Here is a 23360-nt window from a genome sequence, read left to right as displayed (position 1 = left end):
CGTTCCCTTCGGTACGTGCGGGGTCGTACGCGGTCACCCGGCGGCGCGCACCACCATCGCCGCGTTGAAGCCGCCCCGGCCGCGCGCCAGCACCAGCGCCGTGCGCAGGGGCGCGGGGCGGGCCTCGCCGGTGACCAGGTCGACGGGGCAGTCGGCGGCGGGCTCCGTCACGTGGACGGTCGGCGGGATCACCTGGTCCCGCAGCGCCATGAGCGCCGCCGCGAGGTCCAGGGAGGCACCGCCCGCCGCCAGCCGCCCGGTCATGGTCTTCGGGGCGGTGACCGGCACACCGCGCGGGCCGAACAGCGCGGCGAGCGCCTCGGCCTCGGCCCGGTCGGCGTCCCGGCGGCCGGCCGCGTCCGCGAACACCACGTCCACGTCGGCGGCGGTCAGCCCCGCGTCGGCCAGGGCCAGTTCGGCGGCGGCGCCCAGCCGCGGGGCGCCCTTGCCGCGCGGCGGGTCGAAGGTCGCCGCGTACCCGGCGACCGTGCCGTATCCGCCCACGCCACGGGCGCGGGCCGCGGCCGCGTCCTCCAGGACCAGCAGCGCGCCGCCCTCACCGGCGACATGGCCCGAGGCGTCGGCGGAGAACGGCAGATACGCGCGGGCCGCGTCCTCGGCGGTGCTCAGCTCGCCGCCGGCCAGGTGCGCCGCCCACCCCCACGGGCACAGCGAGGAGTCCACGCCGCCGGTGAGCAGCACCGGAACGCCCTTGCGCAGCTGCCTGCGGGCCTGCGCGACGGCGTCGAGGCCGCCGGCCTGTTCGGTGACCAGCACCCCGCTGGGTCCGCGCAGCCCGTGCCGGATGGAGATCTGGCCGGTGTTGACGGCATAGAACCACGCGAACGACTGGTAGGCGCTGACGTGGTGGCCGCCCTTGCTCCACAGGGCCTGAAGCTCCCGCTGGCCGAACTCGAAGCCGCCCGCCGAGGCGGCGGTGACGACTCCCGCGGAGAAGTCGGGCAGCTCCGAGGCGTCGATACCGGCGTCGGAGAGGGCCTCCGCGGCGGCGGCGAGCGCCAGCCGCGTCATGTGGTCGGTCTGCGGGAGCAGCCGGCTGGAGACGTGCTCCGCCGGGTCGAAGCCGGGCACCTCACCGGCGAGCTTCGCCGGGTACTGGCCGGCGTCGAAGCGGGTGACGGGCCGGATGCCGCTCTCGCCGCGCAGGGTCGCGGCCCACCAGGCCTCGGTGCCCAGGCCGTTGGGCGCGGTCACACCGAGGCCGGTGACCAGGGGCGTGCCCGGGGAGGGGCCGTCCGTGGCGGTGGCGGAGCGGTCGAAGGTCTGGGTGGTCATGCCGCTTCTCCCGTGCGCGGGCGGGTCAGGATCATCGCGCTCTGGAAACCGCCGAAGCCGCTGCCCACGCTGAGCACCGTGTCGGTGCGCTGCTCGCGGGCGGTCAGCGGGGTGTAGTCCAGGTCGCAGGCGGGGTCGGGGGTGTGCAGGTTGGCGGTGGGCGGCACGGTGTTGTGCTCGATGGCCAGCGCGCTGGCGGCGACCTCCAGGGAGCCGATGGCGCCCAGGGAGTGTCCGATCATCGACTTGATGGAGCTGACCGGCACCTCGTAGGCGTGGCTGCCGAGACTGCGCTTGAACGCCGCCGTCTCGTGGCGGTCGTTCTGCTTGGTGCCGGAGCCGTGCGCGTTGATGTAGTCGACGGCCGTGGGGTCGAGGCGGGCCTCGTCGAGGGCCACCCGGATCGCCTCGGCCATCTCGGTGCCGTCCTTCGTCAGACCGGTCATGTGGTATGCGTTGCAGCGGGTGGCGAAGCCCGCGATCTCGGCGTAGACGTGGGCGCCGCGGCGGCGGGCGGCCTCGAACTCCTCCAGGATCAGCACCGCCGACCCCTCGCCGAGCACGAAGCCGTTGCGGGAGGCGTCGAACGGGCGGGAGGCGGTCCCGGGTTCGTCGTTGCGGGGGGAGGTGGCCTTGATGGCGTCGAAGCAGGCCACGGTGATCGGGGAGATCGGCGCCTCCGTGGCCCCGGCGACCATGACGTCGGCGCTGCCCTCGCGGATCAGCTCGAGGGCGTGCCCGATGGAGTCCAGGCCCGAGGTGCAGCCGGTGGAGACCATGGAGACCGGGCCCTGCGCGCCGGTCCGCCAGGCGACCTCGGCCGCCATGGAGCTGGGCACGAAGTAGTCGAACAGGTGCGGCACGGCGAGGGTGTGGTCCACCTGCCAGGTGGAGCCGCCCCGGCTGACGGTGTTGTACTCGCGGTCCAGGCCCATCGTGCAGCCGACGGCGCTGCCCAGGGTCACACCCGTGCGCAGCGGGTCGAGGCTGTCGGGGTCGAGGCCGCTGTCGCGCAGTGCCTCGTCGGCGCTGACGAGCGCGAACTGGGCGGCCCGGTCGAGGCGTCCGGCCTCCTCGGGGGTGAAGCCGTGCAGCAGCGGGTCGAAGTCGGCCTCGGCGGCGATGCGGGACCGGAACGACGAGGCGTCGAACAGGGTGATGCCCCGGGTCGCGGTCCGTCCGGCGGTCAGCAGCGACCAGAACTCCTTGGTGCCCACGCCGCCGGGGGCGACCACCCCGATACCGGTGATGACGACACGTCGGTTCATTGGCTGTCCTTCACGGCAGGGTCCTCCAGCTGGGGTGCGGTCCAGGCGGTCGGGTGGGTACGGGCGGCCCCGGCGGACCGCGGTGCGCCGGCCCGGCGCTGCACGACCCGGCAGGCCCGGTCCAGCAGCCGCGGCAGCGCCGGTCCGCGCAGGAAGAAGTGGTCGCCGGGGAGGGTGCGTTCGACGAACGGGCCGGTGGTCCACTCCCGCCAGCCGGCCATCACCTCCCGCCCGGCGAGCGGGTCGAGGTCACCGGAGACGGCGAGCAGCGGCACCGAGAGCGGGCCGTCGGCGGCCTCCCGCAGGGACTGGGCGAGCCGCAGGTCGTCGCGGATCACCTTCAGGGCCGAGCGCTGCCACACCCCGCCGCGCGGGGTGTCGGGCGGTACGGCGCCCGCCTCCCGCAGCGTCTCCATCAGCCGGCAGTCCGGCAGGTCGGCGGCCTGGACGAGCCGCACCCGGGCGTCCGGCGGCGGGCAGGCACCCACCACCACCAGCGCGGGGGCCGGGCGCCCGGCTTGTTCCAGGGCGCGGGCCACCGAGTAGGCGATCACGCCGCCGAGGCTGTGCCCGTACAGGACGTACGGTGTGTCGGGCACCGGGCCGTGGTGGCGCAGCAGGTCGGCGAAGAGGGCGCGGCGGGCGGTGACGCGGGCCTCGCGGCGGCGGGCGTCCCGGCCCGGAAGCAGCACCGGCACGACCTCCACCTTGGGACCCAGCTGTTCGGGCCAGCGAGCGAACGCGGAGGTGCCGGCCCCCGCGTGCGCGAAGCAGTACAGCTTCATGCCGCACCGCCCTCGGCCGCGGCGTCGGCCTGCGGCTTCCACCAGTCGGGGCGGTCCCGGTACCAGGCGACGACCTCGCGCAGCCCCTCGTCGAGGGTGCGGCGGGGCGCGTAGCCGAGTTCGGCGCGGATCTTGCGGTCGTCGATGGCGTAGCGCAGGTCGTGGCCCTTGCGGTCCTCGACGTACTCGACGGAGGAGAAGTCCGCGTCGCACAGGTCGAGCAGCCGCTCGGTCATCTCCAGGTTGGTCAGGGCGGTGGCCCCGCCGATGTTGTAGATCTCCCCGGCCCGCCCGCCGGTGAGGACCAGCTGGACCGCCCGGCAGTGGTCGTCGACGTGCAGCCACTCGCGGACGTTGGAGCCGTCGCCGTAGAGGGGCACGGTCATGCCGCGCAGCAGCCGGGTCACGAAGTGCGGGATGAGCTTCTCGATGTGCTGGTGGGTGCCGTAGTTGTTGGTGCAGCGGGTGACGCGGACGTCGAGGCCGTGGGTGCGGTGGTAGGCGCGGGCCAGCAGGTCGGCGGATGCCTTCGACGCCGAGTACGGCGAGTTCGGCAGCAGCGGCTCCTCCTCGGTCCACGCGCCGCTGTCGATCGAGCCGTACACCTCGTCGGTGGAGACCTGGACGACCGGCCCGACGCCGAGCCGCAGACAGGCGTCGAGCAGGCTCTGGGTGCCCAGCACGTTGGTGGTGACGAAGTCGGCGGCGCCGGCCACCGACCGGTCGACGTGCGACTCGGCCGCGAAGTGCACCACCGCGTCGTGCCCCGGCAGCAGATGGTGCAGCAGCTCGGTGTTGAGGATGTCGCCGCGTACGAAGTCCAGCCGCGGGTGGTCCATCGGCAGATTGGCGGTGTTCCCGGCGTAGGACAGCTTGTCGAGGACGGTCACGCGGGCGTCCTCGAAGCCTTCGTAGCCGCCGGCCAGCAGGGTGCGTACGTAGTGGGAGCCGATGAAGCCGGCGCCGCCGGTGACGAGGATCCTCATGCCGTCACCTCGGCCGCGCCCGCTCCGCCGTATCCGTCCCGGATGCATCTGGTCATGGCAGCCTCCCCGATTCCTTGTCCCGACGGAGGTTGCTCATCCGTGCTCGACTGCTGGTCGAAAGGTGCTCGTGTGTTCGGACCCGGCCTGACTCGCGACGCATGTTCGAGCGCCGCTCCAGCGACGGTCCGGACCCTCCCTCTGCGAGAAGAGCCGGACTAACCAGGAGAGCTCATGTCGAAAAAGGAGCGACGGGCCGCCGTCGTCACGGGTGCGACCAGTGGTATCGGCCTCGCGGTGGCCCGGCTGCTGGCGCAGCAGGGCCACCGGGTGTTCCTCTGCGCACGCGGCGAGGACGCCGTGCGCGACACGGTCAAGGAACTCGGAGAGGAGGGCCTGGAGGTGGACGGCGTCGCCTGCGACGTGCGCTCCGCCGACGACGTCAAGGCGTTCGTGCGGGCCGCGGTGGACCGCTTCGGCACCGTCGACGTGCTGGTGAACAACGCCGGCCGCAGCGGGGGCGGTGTGACCGCCGACCTCACCGACGAGCTGTGGGACGACGTCATCGACACCAACCTCAACAGCGTCTTCCGGATGACCCGCGAGGTCCTCACCACCGGCGGCATGCGCCACAAGGACCGCGGCCGCATCATCAACATCGCCTCCACCGCCGGCAAGCAGGGCGTGGTGCTCGGCGCCCCCTACTCGGCCTCCAAGCACGGCGTCGTCGGCTTCACCAAGGCCCTCGGCAACGAGCTCGCCCCCACCGGCATCACCGTCAACGCCGTGTGCCCCGGCTATGTCGAGACGCCCATGGCGCAGCGCGTGCGGCAGGGCTACGCCGACGCGTACGACACCACCGAGGACAAGATCCTGGAGAAGTTCCAGGCCAAGATCCCGCTCGGCCGCTACTCCACCCCCGAGGAGGTCGCCGGCCTCGTCGGCTACCTGGCCTCCGACACCGCCGCCTCCATCACCTCGCAGGCCCTGAACGTCTGCGGCGGCCTCGGCAACTTCTGACCGGCCCGACGAAAGGGACAAGGACATGACGACCCGTGAGGTCGAACACGAGATCACCGTCGCCGCCCCGGCCGCCGAGCTGTACCGGCTGATCGCCGAGGTGGAGAACTGGCCCCGGATCTTCCCGCCGTCCATCTACGTCGACCACGTCGAGAAGGGCGAGCGCGAGGAGCGCATCCGGATCTGGGCCACCGCCAACGGCGAGCCGAAGAACTGGACGTCGCGCCGCGTCCTGCACCCCGAGGAACTGCGCATCGAGTTCCGCCAGGAGGTCCCCGCCCCGCCGGTGGCCGCGATGGGCGGCACCTGGATCATCGAGCCGCTCGGTGACGAGGAGTCCCGGGTGCGGCTCCTGCACGACTACTCCGCGATCGACGACGACCCCGAGCGGCTCGCCTGGATCGACGCGGCCGTGGACCGCAACAGCCGCGCCGAGCTGGCCTCCCTGAAGACCAACGCCGAACTCGCCGTGCGGGCCGTCGGGCTCACCCTCTCCTTCGAGGACAGCGTCCGTGTCGAGGGCTCCGCCAAGGACGTCTACGACTTCATCAACGAAGCCGACCGCTGGCGCGAGCGACTCCCGCACGTCGCCGAGGTCTCCCTGCGCGAGGACACCCCGGGCCTGCAGGTGCTGCGCATGGACACCCTCACCAAGGACGGCTCCAAGCACACCACCGAGTCGGTCCGCGTCTGCTTCCCGCACCACCGCATCGCCTACAAGCAGACCACCCTGCCCGCGCTGATGACCCTGCACACCGGCTACTGGCAGCTCGACGAGGGCGACGACGGCGTCACCACCGTCACCTCCCAGCACACCGTGGTCCTCAACGCCGACAACATCACGAAGATCCTGGGCCCGGACGCCGGGGTGCCCGAGGCCCGCGAGTTCATCCGGGGCGCCCTCGGCTCCAACAGCCGCGCCACGCTGGGCCACGCCAAGGAGTACGCGGAGAAGCGCCGCGCCCAGGGGTGACCCGGTCGTCCCGCACCCGTCCGCGGCTGCCCCCCACCGGGAGGCGGTCGCGGACTCGGGCTCGAGTGGCTCGGACCACCTCCCGGCGCGTCCGCCGCGGCCACGTCCCAGCCGGGCTTGTGCCGCCAGAACGGCACCACAGCCGACTGGGACGTGCGGGCACACGGGCCGGGACGGGGAGGGCCGGCCGGGACGACCACCCGGATCAGCACTCCCGCATACACCGTGGGCCCGGCCGTCCGGCCGGGCCCCGGGTGTCGCCGGTTCATGTGGTGGCGGTTTCGGCGTTCTCCTCCGGCGTCGCGGACCGGCCTTCGTCCACCTCCTGTCCGCCGTCCCTGATGCACAGGGCCAGTACGGTGGCGACGAGGCACAGCGAGGCGAGTGCCCAGTAGACGGTGTTGATACCGCTGGCGAGCCCTTCGAGGATGGGACGCGCGACCCGGACGTCGATCTCCTGGAGTGCCGAGGAATCGTTGAGGTCGATACCCGCCGTGCCGTCCCGCAGTCCCTCGATCACCTTCTGGTCGGCCGCGCTCGCCCGCACAGCCGGGTCCGCGACGGCCGACTGGAACTCAGGCGTCGACCGCGCCCTGCCGTACGCCTCGGCGATGCGGCCTGTGGCCAGGCCGAAGAGCAGGGACAGGAAGACGGCGGTGCCGGCGATGGCGCCGATCTGACGGGAGAAGCCGTACATACCGCTCGCGACGCCCATGTCCTGGGGAGGGACGCTGTTCTGCAGGGCGGTGAGCACCGTCTGCATGAACAGGCCCAGACCGACGCCCATGACGACGGCCAGGCCGCCCATGAACCAGAGCGAGGTGTCGACGCCGACGTTTGCCAGCGCGGCATAACTGGCGGTCATCAGCCCCAGGCCGGTGGCCAGCAAAGACCTGTATCGGCCCGTCCGGGCGACCGTGGGACCGCAGAGCTTGGCGCCCACGGTCGTGGCGGCGGACTGCGGCAGCAGCAGCAGACCGGCGGACGTCGGCGACAGGCCCTGAACGATCTGGAGGTAGAGCGGCAGGAAGGCGAACGACGTGAACGCTCCCACCCCGCCGATGAAGTTGACGATGTTCACCTGGGTGAAGGCGGCGTTGCGGAAGAGCCGGCGTGCCAGCAGCGCCTCGTCGCCCATGCGGTGCTCCACCACCAGGAACAGCGCCAGTCCGGCGGTTCCGAGGCCGAACATCGTGAGCGAGGCGGGGGACGCCCATCCCCATTCCCTGCCCTGCTCGGCCACCAGGAGCAGCGGCACGAAGGCGAGGACCAGCGCCGCACCGCCCCAGTAGTCGATGCGGTGGCTCACCGTGGACGTCCGGATGGTGAACAGCTTCCAGATGATGAGGAAGGTGAGCAGCGCCACCGGCAGGTTGACCAGGAAGATCCAGCGCCAGCCCGCGAAGCCGAGGAGGCTGTCCATGCCGGCGAAGAGCCCGCCGAGGACCGGGCCGAGCACGCTGGCCACGCCGAACACCATCCCGAAGTTGGCCTGGTACCGTACCCGCCGCTCAGGCGGCAGCAAGTCGGCCAGCACCGCGAGCGCCAGTGAGCTGAGGCCACCGCCACCGAGGCCCTGGATGCCGCGGAAGAGCGCCAGTTGGTACATCGACTGCGCGAGCGCGCACAGCAGTGAGCCCACGGCGAACAGGGTGACGGCCACCAGGTAGAGCCGCTTGCGGCCGAAGATGTCGGACAGCTTGCCGTAGAGCGGCAACGTGATCGTGGCCGCGATCAGATAACCGGTGGTCGCCCAGGCCTGCGCGGTGAGCCCGTGCAACTCGTCGGCGACCGTGCGTATGGCCGTGGCCATGATCATGCCGTCCAACGCGGACATGAAAACCGCCAGCAACAGGCCCGTGACGATCAGCCGCACCGCCCGCGGGTTCGGTGTCTGCCCCATCGGCTCGGCCCCGTCCGTCGTCGCCTCGTTCATAACAGGCACATCTCCATTCCGATCAACTCCCTCTCGAACGCCCGATCCTTTCGGCTGCCGGTCGTGGGTCAGCCCTCGGGCGATTCCCGTCCGAAGCTATGCCGATGTCTTCGAGACCGGCTCGAGAGGAGGGGCGCAACGGTGGCGCACGCCCCCTCGATCACCTTTCGAGCCGACGCCCCCACCATGCACGGGACATGCGACCGATCGACACAGCGAGGCGCAGATGAAGGTTTTGTTCGTGGCGGGCGGCAGCGGCGGGGTGATCTTCGCCATCACCCCGCTGGCCCTGGCCGCCCGCACCGCGGGACACGAGGTCGTCATGGCCGGTCCCGAGAACGTCGCCCACATCGTCACGAGCGCGGGGCTCCCCTTCGTCGCCGTGACAGAGAAGTCGATGCCGGACTTCCTCGTCGACCGCCGGGGCAAGCGCGTGGAAGTGCCCGAGGACCTGCACGAGCGGTTCATCTTCAACGGGCGGATCATGGGCAGGTTCGCCGCCGCGTGTCTCGGCGGCCTGCTGGAGCTGACCGAGCACTGGCGGCCCGATCTCGTCGTCGGGGGCGCACTGTCCTTCGCGGCGCCCCTTGTCGCGGGACATCTGGGAGTACCGTTCGTCCGCCATGCCATCGACATGGGGGAGCCGCGCACCATCGACCTGGCCGCCGCCGCGGAACTCGGTCCCGAGCTGGAGCAGCTGGGACTGCACGACATGCCGCGCCCGGCTCTCTTCGTCGACATCTGCCCGCCGACCATGCGCCGGGCGGACGCGCCCCCGGCTCAGCTGATGAGGTACGTGCCGTTCGTGACCCAGCGTCCGCTGGAACCCTGGATGTACACCAGGGGCGACAGGCCCAGGGTCCTGGTCACGGCGGGCAGCCGCGTCACCAAGGACTCCGACTTCGACATCCTGGTGGCCCTCGGCAACGGGGTCGCGGAGATGGATGTCGAGGTGCTGCTCGCCGCGCCGCACGAGGTGGCGGACGACCTGCGGCCGCTGGTGCCCGACAACGTGCGCGTCGGCTGGCTCCCGATCGACGTGGTCGGCCGCACGTGCGACCTCCTCGTGCACCACGCGGGCGGCAACACCATGCTGACCGGTATGGCCCACGGCGTGCCACAGGTGCTGATCCCGTACCTGCCCTACGTCGTCGACTACACGTCCCGGCTGGCGGAGTTCGGCGCGGCCCGCATGCTGACCCCCGAGGAGGACACCACGGAGAACATCGTCGCGGCCGCCCGCGAGGTGCTCGCCCAGCCCTCCTACGCCGAGCGCGCCCGGGAGCTGTCAGCCGAGATGGCGGCGCAGCCGTCCCCCGCGGAGATCGTCGGCGTGCTGGAGAAGCTCGCCGCCGCTGCCGGCTGAGCCGGTGACAGGACGGAGGCCGCTGTGAAGATCACAGAGTTGTCGCTGCCCGGCGTCCACCTGGTCACACCCGAGGTGCACACCGACGACCGGGGGCGCTTCCACGAGGGCTTCCGAGCCGACCTCCTCGGGGCCGCCACCGGAACGCCCTTCGAGGTGCGGCAGATCAACTACTCGGTGTCCCGCCGCAACACGGTGCGCGGCATCCACGGAGTGGTGTCGCCGCCCGGTCAGGCCAAGTACGTCACCTGTGTGAGCGGGGCCCTGCTGGACATCGTCGTGGACCTGCGGGTCGGCTCGCCCACGTTCGGCCGGCACACGAGCACCGTCCTCGACGCCGGTCAGGGCACCGCCGTGTACGTCCCGGAGGGCATGGGGCACGGCTTCCGCGCCCTGACCGACGACTCCGGCATCTGCTATGTGCTGTCCACCACCTATGTTCCCGGAACCCAGTTCGAGATCAACCCGCTCGACCCGGAACTGGATCTGCCATGGGGCCTCACGGAGAAGCCCGTGCTGTCCCGGAAGGACGCCACTGCCCCCTCGCTGGCCGAGGCGCTGGCCGCAGGAATCCTGTCCCCCTGGCCCGGGCCCGCCTGATGACGAGTCACGGAGGAAATCGAATGATCAATGTGTTCCAACCGCAGCTGGGCAGTGAGGAACTGGCCGCCGTCGGCGAGGTCTTCGACAGCAACTGGCTGGGTTACGGACCCCGCAGCAGGGCCTTCGAGGCGGAGTTCGCCGAGCACATCGGCGCGCGTGCGGAGCAGGTGCTGTTCATCAACTCCTGCACCGCGGGTCTCTTCCTGGCGCTGGAGCTGCTGGAGCTGGGCGAGGGGGACGAGGTCGTCCTGCCCTCGGTCAGCTTCGTTGCGGCCGCCAACGCCGTCGCCGCGACCGGAGCACGACCGGTCTTCTGCGACGTGGACCCTCGTACGCTCAACCCGTCCGTGGCCGACATCGACAGGGCGCTCACCGAGCGCACCAGGGCCGTCGTCGTCCTGCACTACGGCGGCTACCCCGGCGACATCGAGGCCATCGCGGCGCGCTGCCGGGAACTGGGTCTGCCGCTGGTGGAGGACGCCGCCTGCGCGGTGGCCTCCCGCGTGGGCGACCGTGCCTGCGGCACCTTCGGAGACATCGCCATGTGGAGCTTCGACGCGATGAAGGTCCTGGTCACCGGCGACGGCGGCATGCTGTACGTCCGTGACCCGGAGCTGGCTCGCCGTGCCCGGCGCCTCGCCTACCACGGGCTGGAGCAGTCGAGTGGATACACCAACGCCAGGGTCTCCCACCGCTGGTGGGAACTGAACGTGCGGGACTTCGCGCGCCGCGTCATCGGGAACGACCTGACCGCGGCCATCGGGTCCGTGCAATTGCGCCGTCTGCCGGAGTTCGTCCGCCGCCGCGGCGAGATCGTCGACACCTACAACCGTGAGCTGGCCGACGTGCCCGGCCTGGTCCTGCCGCCCGAGCTGCCCGCCGGACACACCACCTCGCACTACTTCTACTGGGTGCAGCTGGACGCCGCGATCCGCGACGAGGTGGCGGCCGACCTCTACACGGCCGGCATCTACACCACGTTCCGCTACCCGCCGCTGCACAAGGTGCCCGTCTACGGTTCGGACGCCGTGCTGCCGGCGACCGACGCCGCGGCGGACCGCACCCTCTGCCTCCCGCTGCACCAGGGGCTCACCGACGCCGACACGGCCGCGGTGACGCAGGCGGTACGCAAGGCGGTCGAGGCGCGCGGCTGAGAAGGCAGGCGGCCGTGAGGGGAAGGGGGTGGGGGCAGACCCCCGCGGGTCCGCCCCCACCCCCTTCCCCTCCTGTCACGGCACACGGACCAGTCGGGAGATCCCCATCGTGTCCGCGGGCAGATGCTCCGCGCCGGGGGAGTCGGCGGGTGCGGACACGGGCGTCCGTCGAGCCGCCTCGGCCACCGCCATCACGTACCGGCCGTACCCCGACTTCGCGAGTGCCTTCCCCAGCCGGTGGCACTGGTCGGCGTCGATGAACCCCATGCGCAGGGCGACCTCCTCGACACAGGCGATGCGCAGGCCCTGCCGCTGCTCCAGGACCTGGATGTAGTGCGAGGCGTCGAGCAGCGAGTCGTGCGTACCGGTGTCCAGCCAGGCGAAGCCGCGTCCCAGATCCACCAGACGGGCCCTGCCCTGTTCCAGGTAACGGCGGTTGATGTCGGTGATCTCCAGTTCGCCCCGGGGGGACGGCCGCATGCCACGGGCGAAGGAGACCACGTCGTTGTCGTAGAAGTACAGCCCGGTGATCGCCCTGTTGGACTTCGGGTGGGCGGGCTTCTCCTCGATCGAGACCAGACGGCCCTCGGCGTCCGTCTCGCCCACGCCGAAGTGCTCCGGGTCGTTGACCGGATAGCCGAACAGCAGGCAGCCGTCGGTGTGCGGCACATGACTCTGCAGGAGCTGGGAGAAGCCCGGACCGTGGAAGACGTTGTCACCGAGCACCAGCGCCACCGAGTCGTCGCCGATGTGGTCGGCACCGATCAGGAACGCCTCGGCCAGACCGCGAGGCTGGGGCTGTTCGGCGAACGTGATCCGCAGGCCCAGGGCGCTGCCGTCGCCCAGCAACCGCCTGAACTGCGGAAGGTCCCAGGGAGTGGTGATGACGAGGATGTCCCGGATGCCGGCCAGCATGAGGACCGAGAGCGGGTAGTAGATCATCGGCTTGTCGTAGACGGGCAGGAGCTGCTTGCACACCCCACGGGTGATCGGATGAAGCCGTGTCCCACTGCCCCCGGCCAGGACGATGCCCTTCACCGGACGGCTCCCTCGTCGGCCTTGACCCCCACGGCGATGACATAGCCGAGGAGGTCACGTTCCAGCACACAGACCTGCTCCAGCATGGCCCTGAACTCGTCGGCGTAGTCCTTGCCCGCCTTCTGCGCGATCAGGGGGTAACTGCGCTCCAGCGACTCGGGGATGCCGGCCGCCGATCGCCGCAGGTGCGCGGTGGCGTCCTCGAGGAGGGCGAGGCTGAATCCGGCATCCCGCAGCATCCGCGCATAGGAGCGGCGGTCGGGCAGCGAGTCGACGGTGAAGCCCTCCTTCATGGCGGCCCGCTGTTCGCCCGTCAGCGGCCCCGTCTCGCAGTAGTCCGACAGGACCACCACTCCGCCCGGCTTGAGAACCCGGTGGATCTCCCGCACGGCCCGCGGCCGGTCCGCCATGTACATCAGTGACTCGACGGCCCAGGCGCAGTCGAACGAACCGTCCGGATAGGGCAACCGCATGGCGTCGGCGACCTCGAACGCCACCCTGTCGGCGACGCCCTCCTCCCGCGCGAGGCGTTCGGCACGGGCGCGCTGCTCCTTGCTGATGTTGACCCCGGTCACCCGGCCACCGGTGGTCCGCGCGGCGCGGATCGCGGGCCACCCGAATCCGCAGCCCACATCCAGCAGATGCCGTCCGGATGCGAGTCCGGCCAGCTCCACCAGCCGGTCGGTGTGCCGGTCCTTGGGGTCGGTGTCCGGCGAGACCTGGTCGTAGTACCCGATGTGCTGGTTGTACGCCCTCGTGCCGAACAGCTCGTAGAACCACTCTCGGTCGTCGAAGTACTCCCCGACCTCGGTCGCGGTTTTCGCCTCAGATTCGGGCATGGTCCGGCTCCTTAAGATCCGTGTTCGGGTCGCCATGGACCGTCCCACCGGTGCCTCGAAGAGCGCTCGCGGTTGCGGCGACCGGCCCGTCGGCCGGTGCGCCGTGGGAGCCCCCGAACCAGCGCATGACCGGTCGCTCCACGAGCGCGTACAGCAGCCATCCCAGCAGCGCGGAGACCACCAGCGCGACCGCGGCCAGCCCGCCGGCCGACCAGGCGCCCCGGCCTCCGTCGCCTCCCCACGCGTGGGCGAGATGCCGCAGAACCAGCAGGTGCCAGAGGTAGAAGGCGAACGACACCTCACCGAGGAACACCATGGTCGGTCTGCCCAGTGGCGACGAGGTGCCGCGCATGTCCGCCGAGGCACCCGCCGCGACCACCAGGGCGAGGGGGACCACCGTGGCGGCGGCGAAGGCGTACAGGTCCGGTACGTACAGCGAGATGCCGTAGCCGGCCACGAGCAGCGCGCCCGCGCCCGCGGGGGGCGGACCGATCCAGCGCCCCTCCTTGAGGATGCGCGCCACCAGCATGCCCAGGACGAACTCCAGCATGCGGGTCACCGGGAAGACGTAGACGAACCAGAACTGCCACGCCGGCGTGGAGGACCACGGCAGGGACGGGGTCGAGGGCAGCAGCTGCGCCGCCGCAGGCACACACATCACCGCCGCCGCCGTGAGGCCCGCCACCGGCCACAGCGCCCGCACCGGCAGCCGGGCGAAGAGCCTGTGCCAGAGCGGGAACGACACGTAGAAGAACAGTTCGCAAGCGAGGGACCAGCTGACGGAGTTCACCCCGAACACGACCCCGGGGTCGACGAACCATGACTGGAGCAGCAGCAGGCCGGCGATCTCGCCGCTGACCTGCCACCCCGCCCAAGCCGCCAGCCCCAGGGCCGCCGCGAAGGTGACGAGGTGGTTCGGATAGATCTTCAGCAGCCGACGCCGCCAGAACCGGAGTACGGAGTCGCCGGGACGTGCCGACCAGGTCAGCACGAAACCACTCAGGACGAAGAAGAACGAGACGCCGACCCAGCCGGCGTTGCTCGTCGGTTCGGTGACCCAGGTGGGGAAGGTTCCGGGCGGGAACACCTCCCAGGTGGCGTGGTAGACGAAGACGAGGAGCGCGGCCACCCAGCGCATCCCGGTGAGTGTCGGTAGTCGGTGACCCGCGGTCGGTGTCCCCGCTGATCTCGTCGCTGCTGTCATGTGGGCCTCCCGTTCGGTGATGTCACGAGGGGCACCACCATGGGAGTGCCCGCTGGACCCCGGCCCCCCGGCGCCCTCGAGCCCTCGTCCATCGGGCATCGAGGCCCCGGCGGGACGGTGACGACCGGATCCCGGCCGCCCGGCGCCGGGACACCGATCATCTGGGGGCGCCATGCGGTTGATATTTCTGGCCACCGTGGTCAAGGAGCACCACGAGGTGACCGTGGGACTGGATCTCGCGGGGCAGCTGCGGGCCGGCGGGGTCGAGAGCCACTTCGTGGTCGATCCCTACAACGAGAAACAGGTGAGGGCCGCGGGCCACGGCTGCGCCGTGGTGGAACCAGCCATGGGATCAGGCATCCGCCGGGTCGTGGGAGAACTGGTCAGGGACTGGAAGCCGGACGCGTTCGTGCTCAGCGACTACGTCGCCCACTGGCTGTCGATCACATACAGCTACGGGGAGGACCCGTGGTTCATCGACGAGTTCGCACTGCCGGTCATCCCCCTGGACCTGTACGAGCTGGAGAACACCGACTTCGAGCTGGAGATCCTCGGCCGTACGGTCCGAGCGAGCGACCGCATCCTCGACATGGCGGCCCATCTGCGCCCCGTACCGGTGGCCCGCCCCTCCTGCCCACCCGGCAGCCGGGGCCTGCCCTACCGGGTCACCAGAACCATCGGACCCATGACGGCCGCCGCCCGGGAACGGATGCGGGCGCCGCTGGGCATGCCGGACGGCAGCCGCCTGCTGATGGTCCCGACCCTGCTCTGGCAGCGGATCCTGTCCGAGAAGGGCAACGACCTGACCAGGGCACTGGGTTCACGAGTACCGGAGCTCATCGTTCACTACCTGAACCGGCTCCCCGAGACCACGCACTTCCTGATGCTCGGTCCGATGTGGGACGCCTACCGGGGACTGCCCGGGGACCGCACCCACATCGTGACGGACCACACCGCCGCCGAGCACGACGACTGGCTGCGGGCCGCCGACGCGGTGCTGTCCTTCTCACTGCCCTCCTCCGCACTGGAGCGGGCCGTGTTCGCCGACGTACCGGGGTTCTTCACGATCAACCGGACGGACGTGACCGGGCGGTCGGGGGCGGACAGGCCGGCGCGGTCACCCGGCGGACTGTCCGAGGGGGCGCGGCGCTGGCTGGCCGACTTCCCCGGCGTGCTGCCGGAGTTCCATCTGTGGCCGTTGCGCTGGAACTCCATCTACCGTCCCCTGTTCCGGGGCAACCCCTTCGTCGACTCCGTCGCCCACGCCGAACTCCTGGACGAGGAGGCGGTCGTGTCGGGACTGACGAAGCTCCTGTACGACGAGGAGACCCGGGACCGGCTGGCCGCCGCCCGGGCCGGCTACCGGGACCGGATCGACGCGCTCCCCGACACCGCCGAGGTGTTCGCCGAGGCGGCGCGACGGGCCGGGGTGGACACCGGGTTGTGAGGACGGCAGCGTGCACCAGGGGTGACGACGGGGCGGCTCACCGGGAGCCGCCCCGTCGTCACCCCCGCCCCTCAGGCGGAGGTGCCCGTCACCACGACAGTCCCCCGTTCACTTCCAGCACATGGCCGTTGACGTACGATCCGCCGTCCCCGGCCAGGTAGACGGCTGCCGCCGCGACCTCCTCACCCCGGCCCATACGGCCGAGGGACACCTTGGGGGCGTACTGGCTCCACACCGCCTCGTTCTGTCGCAGCGCCCTGCCCATGCCCTCGTCGATGAATCCGGGGGAGATGCAGTTGACGTTGATGCCCTTCGAAGCCAACTCCAACGCCACCACCTTCGTGAACATCTCCACCGCGGCCTTCGTCGCGCAGTACGCCGAGGCGCCGCGGGTGGGCCGGCTGCCCAGTGCCGAGGACAGGGTGATGACCCGGCCGCCCGTGCTGCGCTCCAGATGAGGGATAGCCGCCCGGACGCAGTGGAACAACCCGTGGAGGTTGGTGTCCACCACGTCCTTCCAGTCGTGGGCGGACAGCTGGGCCACGGGCCCCGGTCGGCTCAGACCCGCGTTGGCCACCAGGATGTCGACACCGCCGAAGCAATCCACTGCCGAGTCCATCAGCGCGCGCACCGACTCCGCGTCCCTGACGTCGGCCTGACGGAACACCGCCTCCCCGCCGAACGGAGCGAGCGTCTCCTCGGCACCCTCCGCTCCGCGGGCCGCGGCGACGACCCTCGCACCCTCGGCCACCAGGGCCTCGGTGATACGCAGTCCCACTCCCCTGGTGCCGCCGGTGACCACGGCGACCTTTCCCTTGAGTGTCACTCCTGCACCCCTGTCTCATGTCGGAGCTGTGCCGGCACAGGATCGCGGGGCGCCGTCTCACCCGGCTCGAAGCGCGGTGGAACAGGTTGCTTCGAGTCATTTTCCAGAACCCCTGCATACCTTCCTGATCCTGTCGTTCCAGCAGCTCAACCAGGAGGAGAGACGTTGACCAGGAACACCACATCCCGCCGATGCGCGGCCATCCTGTCGTTCGCGGTCGCCGGGGTCTTGGCGATACCGGGCACGGCCGCCGCCACACCTGTCACCGTTCCGCACCTGTGCCGGGTTCCGGACAACGGTGTGTGGAGCGAGTACACCAGCAACCGCGTCTTCGACGTCACGGCCCCGGAGACGGTTCGCCCGTACCAGGCCTTCACCGTGACCTACGCGCAGGGTGCCTACAGCCTCAACCCCGCGTACCAGAAAGAGGTGAGGGACATCACCGTCAAGGTCAGGAAGCCCTCGGGCTCCCGGCTGGTGAGCCACCGGCTCGTCGGCGGGAGCAACCTCGGCTCCTCGCAGCAGTCCCTGAGGGTGTCCGGCGACGAACTGGTGCTCACCGCGAGCGGCCCCTTCTACGGCGGCCAGACCTTCGAACTCCCGGTCATCGAGGCGAAGTTCCTCGCCCCGGCCAAGGGGACGCTCGCCACCTCCGTGGGTGGGTCCGGTTTCGAGGACCCCGGCCTGACGATGAAGCGACTCGACACCAGCATCAACGCGTTCACATCGGTGCAGTGCTACCCCGACCCCGCGCAGCCGGTGCAGACGTCCGTCACGACCGTGCGGTGACCTCGGCCCGGAGCCGGGACACGAGATGCCTCCCGTCCGGCGTCGAGGGCTCCTCGAGTGTCCCTGGACCGGCTCTGGATCTCCGTCGGGCATCGTGGCCGCCCGGCGAGGCGCGGAACCGGGCCCATGTCACGGCACGCCGTGTCCGGATCCTTCGGACTGCCTTGCCATCAAGTCTGGTTGAGGTTCTAGGTTCGTGCGTGTCCCGGCGAGGCGGGCAGGCAGGGCACCGCATGGTGCCGGAAAGGGTGTTGAGTATGAAAGCCGCTGGTTTCCACAGCTTCGGCGGGCCGGAGGTCCTCGAACTCATCGAGGTCGAGACACCGGCGCCGGGTCCCGGTGAGGTCCGTGTCCGGGTGAAGGCGTCGGGCGCCCAGCCGACCGACTGCGCGGTGCGCGGAGGCTGGAGTCCGCCCGGTGTCACCATCACCTTCCCCTACATCACCGGTGGTGACTTCGCCGGGGTCGTCGATGAGATCGGTGACGGCGTCACCGGCCTCGCCGTCGGCGACGAGGTCCTCGGCTACCGCACGCAGCTGTCGAACGCCGAGTACGTCGTCGCCGCCGCCGACCAGGTCGTCGCCAAGCCGGCGGGGGTGCCGTGGGAGGTCGCGGGTTGCCTGTCCGCGTCGGGGCAGACCGCGCACACCGCGATCGAGGCACTGGACGTCGCCAAGGGCGAGACGCTCTTCGTCAACGGAGCCGCGGGCGGTGTGGGCACGGTCGCCGTCCAACTGGCGGTGGCGCGCGGCGCCAAGGTGGTCGCCTCCGCGCGCGAGGAGAACCACGCGTACCTGCGTGACCTGGGCGCCGTCCCGGTGACGTACGGCGAGGGGCTCGTCGACCGGGTGCGGGCCGCCGCCCCGGAAGGCGTCGACGTCGCGTTGGATCTGGCGAGCGTCGAGGGCCTGCGTGCCGCCGTGGAACTCGTCGAGAACAAGGATCGGATCGGCACGATCTTCGCCTTCGGGGAGTACCAGGAGCTGGGTGTGCGGTGGATCTCCAGCCAGCGCTCGGCTCGGCGGCTGGCCGAGCTGGCCGCCATGGTGGACCGGGGTGAGCTGCGGATCCACATTCGCCGGACGTACCCCCTGGCCAAGGCCGCGGACGCCCACCGCGAACTGGAGACCGGCCATGGCCAGGGCAAGATCGTCCTTCTCGTGGACTGAACGCCGCCGGCATGAACGCCCCGCCCGCGCACGAGGCGGACGGGGCGTACCCCGGGGAGGCCGCGAAACCACTTCCCCGCGGCCTCCACCTCCCACCGGCTACGGCCGCCGTCGTGGCGTCACCGGTCGGACACGAGGGTGCGGGGCAGGGGTTCGCCGCGGGGGACCACGCGGCGCATCTCCCGGAACAGGTCCTCGGCCGCCAGAGCGGTGAAGCCGTCCCACAGCCGACCGGCGCGTTCCCCGGCCGGGACGGCCGTGAGCACGGGGCCGAACACCCCGGTCGCGCCGTTGACCGAGATCACCGGCACGCCGATGATCTCCAGGTCCCGGCCCTCCCGCGGGATGGCCTCGTGCGCGGCGCGAAGCGCCTCGTCCCAGTCGGGGGAGACCATGGCCCCGGTCAGCGCGGACGGCAGCCCCACCTCGGACAGCGCGGCGGAGACGAGGTCGTGCCCCTTCTCCAGCAACGTGGTCTGCAGGGCACGCTTGTCCTCCTGGCTCATGCCTCGGGTGCGCTCATACAGGCCGTCATAGAGTCCGCCCGCACCGTGGAGGCGGCGGGCGACCGCCTCGTACAGCGGGGCGAGCACCTCGTCGCCATGGCCGGCGCGCGCGGCGGCGAGCACCCGGACCGGGCCGGGAGCCAGCTCGCGGAACCTGGCGGTCTCCTGATCCAGGCCGGGCGCCCCTTCCAGATATGCCAGACCGGTCACGTGCAGGCGCAGCGAGAGCGGCCGGACCGCCTCCGCCTGACGCACCCACTGGTACGTGATCCAGGTCCAGGCGCACAGCGGGTCGATCCACAGGTCCACATCGTCATGGACGGCGGCCCCGTGCGTGGCGGTCTTCATTGTCAACTCCTCGGACGGCAGACGAGAACTCACCGGCCAGGACACCCGGCCACGATCGAGCCGGACTCGAGTCCGGCTGGGAGGAGAACCGTTGCGAGCTCGTACCGGGTCACGCGCGCCGGAACGTCTTGACCTCCAGTTGCTGACCCTGGCCGGCACCCTCCTCATCGGGGCCGTCGCGTCACTGCTCGACTCCACCATCGTCAGCGTCGCGCTGCACGACGTCGGTGCCGAACTGCACGCCTCCGAGACCGCCCTGTCCTGGGTGAACACCTCCTATCTGCTGACACTGGCGCTGGTCACTCCGTTCGTCGGGTGGGTCGCCGACCGGTGCGGCGAGAAACGGACCTGGATGTGGGCCCTGGCGGTCTTCCTGGCGGGATCCGTGCTGTGCGGGATGGCCTGGAACGTCGAGAGTCTGATCGCCTTCCGAGTGGTGAAGGGCGTCGGAGGCGGCATGGTGCTCCCGCTGGTGCAGGCGATCCTCGCGCAGGCCGCCGGACCGCAACGCTTCGGCCGGGTGATGAGCCTCGTGGGTGTCCCCGGCCAGCTCGCCCCCATCCTGGGCCCAGTCGCCGGCGGCCTGATCGTGGACGCGGCGGGCTGGCGCTGGGTCTTCCTGGTCAATGTCCCGGTGCTGCTGGTGGCCCTCGCGCTGGCATGGAAGGTGCTGCCGGACTCGGCCCCCCGCCGGCACGCCGCGGCGGACCGGCTGGGCATGCTGCTCCTGCCACCGGGCATGGTGGCCCTGGTCTACGGCTTCTCCCGGGTGAGCGAGGTCTCCCAACTGGCGGATCCCGTCACGCTGGGGACCCTGGTGGCCGGTGTTGTGCTGATCGCCGCGTTCTGCGCGCACTCCGCGCGGTCCGCGGACCCGCTCGTCGACGTACGGCTGTTTCGATCGCGCGTCTTCACCACGTCCTCGGCGCTCATCTTCCTGCACGGTGTCGCCGTGTACGGCCCCCTGCTCGTGCTGCCGCTGTTCTTCTCACGGGTGCTGGGCCACGACAGTTCCACCACCGGCTGGCTGCTGGCCCCTCAAGGGCTCGGCATGCTGCTGGGCATCCTGATCGCCGGCCGTCTGACCGACCGTCACGACCCGCGCACCCTGGTGCTGGTCAGTACGGTCGTCTCCGTCCTCGGTACCGCCGCCTTCACCCAGCTCGACCGGACGGCGGACGACACCCTCCTGGGTCTGTCCCTGTGCGTCCGCGGACTTGGACTGGGCGTCATCGGCGTGGCGGTCATCACCACCGCGTACCGGGACATCCCCGCGGCCGGCATCCCCCGGGGCACCGTGATGATCGCCGTCGGTCAGCGCGTCGGCGCGTCCTTCGGAACGGCTGCGGTCTCCCTGCTGCTGTCCGCCGGCCTCTCCTCGTCTCCCGGCGGAACGGCCGGGGCGGACGCCGCGGCCTACGGGACCACGTTCTGGTGGGTGCTCGCGCTGGTGGCGGCGATGTCGGTGCCTGCGCTGCTCATGCCGCGCAAGCCCGCCGAGGCCGAGACCGAGGCCGGGGACACGCACCTCCCGGCCGACGGCCGGCCGGAGCCGGGCGGGCGGGGCGCGAAGAGCGAACGGGACGGCGGAGGCGAGCCACAGCGGTGGACCGCCCGTCCCTGAGAGGAACCGGGCCGCGGCACGGGACACGGCGGGGGACGGCCGCGGGCCGCCCCCGCCGCCCCCCGCCGTGCGAAGCCGAGATCAGTCGACGGTCAGCACGACCTTGCCGCGGCCGTGCCCGCTCTCCACGTCGCGGTGCGCGTCGGCGGCCCTGGCCAGCGGGTACGTGCTCCTGATGTGGACGGTGACCCTTCCCCGTACGTACAGCTCGACCAACTCGGTCAGACGCTCCGCCGAGCGGGATCCGGCGACGTCCGGCAGCCCGAGCTTCGCCGCCTCCTCGGTGGCGACCATCGTCACGACCCGGCTGCGGTCCTTCACCAGCGCCACCGACGCCCGCAGAGCCTCCGGGCCCGCCGCGTCGACGGCGGCGTCCACTCCGCCGGGGGCGACGGCCCGCACGCGCTCCTCGAGTCCGTCCCCGTAGCTCACCGGCACCGCGCCCAGGGCCCGCAGGTGGTCGTGGTTGCGTTCACTCGCCGTACCGATGACCGTGCCCGCGCCCCAGGCCAGGGCCAGTTGTACCGCCATGGTGCCGAAACCGCCGGCGGCCGCGTTGACGAGCACGGTGTCACCGGGCCGCACACCGACCGTGGACAGGGCCATGTGGGCGCCCTGCCCGTTGGCCGGCAGTCCGGCCGCCTTCTCCCAGGGCATGTCCGCCGGCTTGGCGACGACCTGGCAGGCGGGCACGGTCAGGTACTGGGCATAGGCGCCGAGAACGCTGTAGCCGAGCACATCGTCACCGGCGGCGAACTCCGTGACACCTTCGCCCACCCCGTCGACGGTGCCCGCGAACTCGTTGCCCAGCACCATCGGGAACTCGCGCCTGACGAACGGTGGAGTCCACCCTCCCCGCACCCGCACGTCGAAGGGCAGCACACCCGCCGCCCTGACCCGCACCCGCACCTCACCGGGCCCCACCGGGGGCTCCGGCAGATGTGTCTCCTCCAGCACCTCGGGTGGGCCGAACGAAGAGAGAGCAGCCGCCCGCATCATGAAGTCCTTTCGGTGGGGCCGCCGTGAACCCGTCGCTGTGTCTGTTCGACCTGTTCCTTGGCGGCGTCCAGAAACAACCTTGCCTCGGATGTCAGTTCGGCCCGCACGAAGGCGCGAACCGCGTCGAGTCCCGCGTCCTGTCCCAGCACGGCGGCGGCTCGGGACTCCGTGATGACGACAGTCTGCCGGGAGGTGACCGTGGTGCCGCCGCCCGGCCGGCCGCTGATCCGCCATTGCGCCTGGTGCGAGCTGGCGAACGGCGACGGCAGCTGCCGGTAGGCGATCCGGTGATGCGGCAACCCCACGCGGGCGGTGCGGGTACCGGACGCCGCCCTTCCGTGCGGTTCCCGCATCTCCATCTCCAGTACGTGCGCCCACGGACCGCTCCGCCGTACCTCGGCCCGGGACACCTGCGGCATGACCGCGGGCCAGGCGGCCGCGTCGAAGAGGAAGCCGAAGACCTCCTCGCGAGGCGCACCGATCTCCACGCGGTCCTCGACGGTCATCAGCAACTCCGGGAAGTGCACGGAGAGCTCGGCGGCCGCCCTCAGTGCGGCGACCTCGCTCCGGGAGACCTCCTCGATCGTGCGCCGTACACGGGCGGCTGTTCGCACATCCCCGACCGCGAGCCGGAACTCGTGCTCCAGACGCACCCGGCAGGCACCGTCCCCGGCCGCCTCCACCACCCACGCACGGCACATCGAGGCCAGTGGCGCCTCGATTCTCTCGGGCCTCAGCTCGACGCGCCGCGTCTCGTCGTCGACGCGGCACAACGCCACCCAGCGGTCGATCCCCTCGGCGTCCGGTCGTCCTCCCCCTGTCAGCGCCCACAGACCGACGCGCTGATATCCGCCGCGGTCACCGAGAGGCTCCACATGGACCAGCGGTGGAAAGACCAGCGGCCAGGCGGTGAGGTCCGCGAGCAGCCGGTGGACGTCATCGGCGGTCACCCGCACCGTCGCCTCGTGACACGTCCTCACCGGACCGTGCAGTGTCATGTGCTCCTCCTCCGGGGCGGCGGACGATGGTCCCGGCACGCGCTCGACGGCCGCTCGAAAGCCGCTCGTGAACGCGCGGCACGGGCGCCCGCCGCACCGGCCGGGCTCGTGTCCGCCCGGCTCGTCGAGTCCGCCTCCAGAACGCCTCGACCGCTCACTTCCACGGTGGTCGCCACGCGGCACCCCGGC

21 protein-coding genes are annotated in these 23360 nt (G+C 71.3%); 9 read left to right on the top strand and 12 right to left on the bottom strand.

Annotated elements, in window-relative coordinates; translation table 11 throughout:
* Positions 1–33 precede the first annotated feature (33 nt).
* From ACZ43N_RS28110 to rfbB, 4 genes are read right to left on the bottom strand one after another with little or no spacing between them, the layout of a single operon-like run.
* On the bottom strand, positions 34–1296 hold the full coding sequence (locus tag ACZ43N_RS28110; protein WP_468101393.1) for a ketosynthase chain-length factor: 1263 nt from the start codon (positions 1294–1296) through the stop codon (positions 34–36).
* On the bottom strand, positions 1293–2564 hold the full coding sequence (locus tag ACZ43N_RS28105; RefSeq protein ID WP_468101391.1) for a beta-ketoacyl-[acyl-carrier-protein] synthase family protein: 1272 nt from the start codon (positions 2562–2564) through the stop codon (positions 1293–1295). The genes ACZ43N_RS28110 and ACZ43N_RS28105 overlap by 4 nt, the downstream gene beginning before the upstream one ends.
* On the bottom strand, positions 2561–3349 hold the full coding sequence (locus tag ACZ43N_RS28100; RefSeq protein ID WP_468101390.1) for a thioesterase II family protein: 789 nt from the start codon (positions 3347–3349) through the stop codon (positions 2561–2563). The genes ACZ43N_RS28105 and ACZ43N_RS28100 overlap by 4 nt, the downstream gene beginning before the upstream one ends.
* Complete coding sequence (gene rfbB / locus ACZ43N_RS28095) at positions 3346–4335, bottom strand: dTDP-glucose 4,6-dehydratase (RefSeq protein ID WP_468101388.1); 990 nt, start codon at positions 4333–4335, stop codon at positions 3346–3348. The genes ACZ43N_RS28100 and rfbB overlap by 4 nt, the downstream gene beginning before the upstream one ends.
* Before the next feature lie 231 nt (positions 4336–4566).
* On the opposite strand from rfbB, the gene fabG reads away from it, so the two are divergent.
* Together fabG and ACZ43N_RS28085 are read left to right on the top strand one after the other, a co-directional pair.
* The gene (gene fabG, locus ACZ43N_RS28090) at positions 4567–5352 is read left to right on the top strand and encodes a 3-oxoacyl-ACP reductase FabG (RefSeq protein ID WP_468101386.1); all 786 of its coding nucleotides are present in this window, start codon (positions 4567–4569) and stop codon (positions 5350–5352) included.
* A 25-nt stretch (positions 5353–5377) separates the two neighbouring features.
* Positions 5378–6325 carry an aromatase/cyclase gene (locus ACZ43N_RS28085; RefSeq protein WP_468101384.1) on the top strand — a complete coding sequence of 316 codons (948 nt, stop codon included), beginning with the start codon at positions 5378–5380 and terminating at the stop codon, positions 6323–6325.
* Positions 6326–6590: 265 nt separating this feature from the next.
* Here the strand turns inward: ACZ43N_RS28085 and ACZ43N_RS28080 are convergent, their stop codons facing one another.
* On the bottom strand, positions 6591–8261 hold the full coding sequence (locus ACZ43N_RS28080) for an MDR family MFS transporter (protein ID WP_468101383.1): 1671 nt from the start codon (positions 8259–8261) through the stop codon (positions 6591–6593).
* Positions 8262–8487: 226 nt separating this feature from the next.
* On the opposite strand from ACZ43N_RS28080, the gene ACZ43N_RS28075 reads away from it, so the two are divergent.
* The 3 genes from ACZ43N_RS28075 to ACZ43N_RS28065 are packed head-to-tail and all read left to right on the top strand — an operon-like array spanning position 8488 to position 11384.
* Complete coding sequence (locus ACZ43N_RS28075) at positions 8488–9627, top strand: glycosyltransferase (protein ID WP_468101381.1); 1140 nt, start codon at positions 8488–8490, stop codon at positions 9625–9627.
* A gap of 24 nt (positions 9628–9651) precedes the next feature.
* Positions 9652–10227 carry a dTDP-4-dehydrorhamnose 3,5-epimerase family protein gene (locus ACZ43N_RS28070; RefSeq protein WP_468101380.1) on the top strand — a complete coding sequence of 192 codons (576 nt, stop codon included), beginning with the start codon at positions 9652–9654 and terminating at the stop codon, positions 10225–10227.
* A gap of 23 nt (positions 10228–10250) precedes the next feature.
* A complete protein-coding gene (locus ACZ43N_RS28065) occupies positions 10251–11384 on the top strand; it encodes a DegT/DnrJ/EryC1/StrS family aminotransferase (RefSeq protein ID WP_468101378.1) in 1134 nt (377 codons plus the stop codon).
* A gap of 75 nt (positions 11385–11459) precedes the next feature.
* On the opposite strand, the gene rfbA is transcribed toward ACZ43N_RS28065, so the two are convergent.
* The 3 genes from rfbA to ACZ43N_RS28050 are packed head-to-tail and all read right to left on the bottom strand — an operon-like array spanning position 11460 to position 14399.
* Positions 11460–12422 carry a glucose-1-phosphate thymidylyltransferase RfbA gene (gene rfbA / locus ACZ43N_RS28060; protein ID WP_468101376.1) on the bottom strand — a complete coding sequence of 321 codons (963 nt, stop codon included), beginning with the start codon at positions 12420–12422 and terminating at the stop codon, positions 11460–11462.
* Positions 12419–13261, bottom strand: a complete 843-nt coding sequence (locus ACZ43N_RS28055; protein ID WP_468101374.1) for an SAM-dependent methyltransferase — start codon at positions 13259–13261, stop codon at positions 12419–12421. Before ACZ43N_RS28055 ends, rfbA begins: the two co-directional genes overlap by 4 nt.
* On the bottom strand, positions 13248–14399 hold the full coding sequence (locus ACZ43N_RS28050; protein ID WP_468101372.1) for an acyltransferase family protein: 1152 nt from the start codon (positions 14397–14399) through the stop codon (positions 13248–13250). Before ACZ43N_RS28050 ends, ACZ43N_RS28055 begins: the two co-directional genes overlap by 14 nt.
* 238 nt (positions 14400–14637) lie before the next feature.
* Here ACZ43N_RS28050 and ACZ43N_RS28045 point away from each other — a divergent pair, with 238 nt between their 5' ends.
* Positions 14638–15912: a DUF6365 family protein gene (locus ACZ43N_RS28045; RefSeq protein WP_468101370.1), complete on the top strand. Its 1275-nt coding sequence runs from the start codon at positions 14638–14640 to the stop codon at positions 15910–15912.
* Between the two features lie 88 nt (positions 15913–16000).
* Here ACZ43N_RS28045 and ACZ43N_RS28040 read toward each other — a convergent pair whose 3' ends face one another.
* Positions 16001–16738, bottom strand: a complete 738-nt coding sequence (locus ACZ43N_RS28040) for an SDR family NAD(P)-dependent oxidoreductase (protein ID WP_468101368.1) — start codon at positions 16736–16738, stop codon at positions 16001–16003.
* Between the two features lie 165 nt (positions 16739–16903).
* Between ACZ43N_RS28040 and ACZ43N_RS28035 the strand changes: the two genes are divergently transcribed.
* Together ACZ43N_RS28035 and ACZ43N_RS28030 are read left to right on the top strand one after the other, a co-directional pair.
* Positions 16904–17527 carry a hypothetical protein gene (locus tag ACZ43N_RS28035; RefSeq protein WP_468101366.1) on the top strand — a complete coding sequence of 208 codons (624 nt, stop codon included), beginning with the start codon at positions 16904–16906 and terminating at the stop codon, positions 17525–17527.
* Between the two features lie 257 nt (positions 17528–17784).
* Entirely contained in the window at positions 17785–18696 is a 912-nt protein-coding gene (locus tag ACZ43N_RS28030; protein ID WP_468101364.1) for an NADP-dependent oxidoreductase, read from the top strand.
* Between the two features lie 119 nt (positions 18697–18815).
* Here the strand turns inward: ACZ43N_RS28030 and ACZ43N_RS28025 are convergent, their stop codons facing one another.
* Positions 18816–19550, bottom strand: a complete 735-nt coding sequence (locus tag ACZ43N_RS28025; protein ID WP_468101362.1) for a mycothiol-dependent nitroreductase Rv2466c family protein — start codon at positions 19548–19550, stop codon at positions 18816–18818.
* A 91-nt stretch (positions 19551–19641) separates the two neighbouring features.
* On the opposite strand from ACZ43N_RS28025, the gene ACZ43N_RS28020 reads away from it, so the two are divergent.
* Entirely contained in the window at positions 19642–21174 is a 1533-nt protein-coding gene (locus ACZ43N_RS28020) for a DHA2 family efflux MFS transporter permease subunit (RefSeq protein ID WP_468101360.1), read from the top strand.
* 81 nt (positions 21175–21255) lie between these two features.
* Here ACZ43N_RS28020 and ACZ43N_RS28015 read toward each other — a convergent pair whose 3' ends face one another.
* Both ACZ43N_RS28015 and ACZ43N_RS28010 read right to left on the bottom strand, forming a co-directional pair.
* Complete coding sequence (locus ACZ43N_RS28015; protein ID WP_468101358.1) at positions 21256–22173, bottom strand: NADP-dependent oxidoreductase; 918 nt, start codon at positions 22171–22173, stop codon at positions 21256–21258.
* Entirely contained in the window at positions 22170–23171 is a 1002-nt protein-coding gene (locus tag ACZ43N_RS28010; RefSeq protein ID WP_468101356.1) for an aromatase/cyclase, read from the bottom strand. Before ACZ43N_RS28010 ends, ACZ43N_RS28015 begins: the two co-directional genes overlap by 4 nt.
* Between the last annotated feature and the right edge of the window lie 189 nt (positions 23172–23360).

This window comes from Streptomyces sp. NPDC030814 (assembly GCF_055572155.1).
This window is presented reverse-complemented; position numbering and strand designations above follow the sequence as displayed.

What these genes read in the sequence shown, in the direction of transcription:
- ACZ43N_RS28110 (WP_468101393.1), bottom strand. Translation starts at nt 1,296, where the DNA reads ATGACCACCCAGACCTTCGACCGCTCCGCCACCGCCACGGACGGCCCC.
- ACZ43N_RS28105 (WP_468101391.1), bottom strand. Translation starts at nt 2,564, where the DNA reads ATGAACCGACGTGTCGTCATCACCGGTATCGGGGTGGTCGCCCCCGGC.
- ACZ43N_RS28100 (WP_468101390.1), bottom strand. Translation starts at nt 3,349, where the DNA reads ATGAAGCTGTACTGCTTCGCGCACGCGGGGGCCGGCACCTCCGCGTTC.
- rfbB (WP_468101388.1), bottom strand. Translation starts at nt 4,335, where the DNA reads ATGAGGATCCTCGTCACCGGCGGCGCCGGCTTCATCGGCTCCCACTAC.
- fabG (WP_468101386.1), top strand. Translation starts at nt 4,567, where the DNA reads ATGTCGAAAAAGGAGCGACGGGCCGCCGTCGTCACGGGTGCGACCAGT.
- ACZ43N_RS28085 (WP_468101384.1), top strand. Translation starts at nt 5,378, where the DNA reads ATGACGACCCGTGAGGTCGAACACGAGATCACCGTCGCCGCCCCGGCC.
- ACZ43N_RS28080 (WP_468101383.1), bottom strand. Translation starts at nt 8,261, where the DNA reads ATGAACGAGGCGACGACGGACGGGGCCGAGCCGATGGGGCAGACACCG.
- ACZ43N_RS28075 (WP_468101381.1), top strand. Translation starts at nt 8,488, where the DNA reads ATGAAGGTTTTGTTCGTGGCGGGCGGCAGCGGCGGGGTGATCTTCGCC.
- ACZ43N_RS28065 (WP_468101378.1), top strand. Translation starts at nt 10,251, where the DNA reads ATGATCAATGTGTTCCAACCGCAGCTGGGCAGTGAGGAACTGGCCGCC.
- ACZ43N_RS28055 (WP_468101374.1), bottom strand. Translation starts at nt 13,261, where the DNA reads ATGCCCGAATCTGAGGCGAAAACCGCGACCGAGGTCGGGGAGTACTTC.
- ACZ43N_RS28050 (WP_468101372.1), bottom strand. Translation starts at nt 14,399, where the DNA reads ATGCGCTGGGTGGCCGCGCTCCTCGTCTTCGTCTACCACGCCACCTGG.
- ACZ43N_RS28045 (WP_468101370.1), top strand. Translation starts at nt 14,638, where the DNA reads ATGCGGTTGATATTTCTGGCCACCGTGGTCAAGGAGCACCACGAGGTG.
- ACZ43N_RS28030 (WP_468101364.1), top strand. Translation starts at nt 17,785, where the DNA reads ATGAAAGCCGCTGGTTTCCACAGCTTCGGCGGGCCGGAGGTCCTCGAA.
- ACZ43N_RS28025 (WP_468101362.1), bottom strand. Translation starts at nt 19,550, where the DNA reads ATGAAGACCGCCACGCACGGGGCCGCCGTCCATGACGATGTGGACCTG.
- ACZ43N_RS28015 (WP_468101358.1), bottom strand. Translation starts at nt 22,173, where the DNA reads ATGATGCGGGCGGCTGCTCTCTCTTCGTTCGGCCCACCCGAGGTGCTG.
- ACZ43N_RS28010 (WP_468101356.1), bottom strand. Translation starts at nt 23,171, where the DNA reads ATGACACTGCACGGTCCGGTGAGGACGTGTCACGAGGCGACGGTGCGG.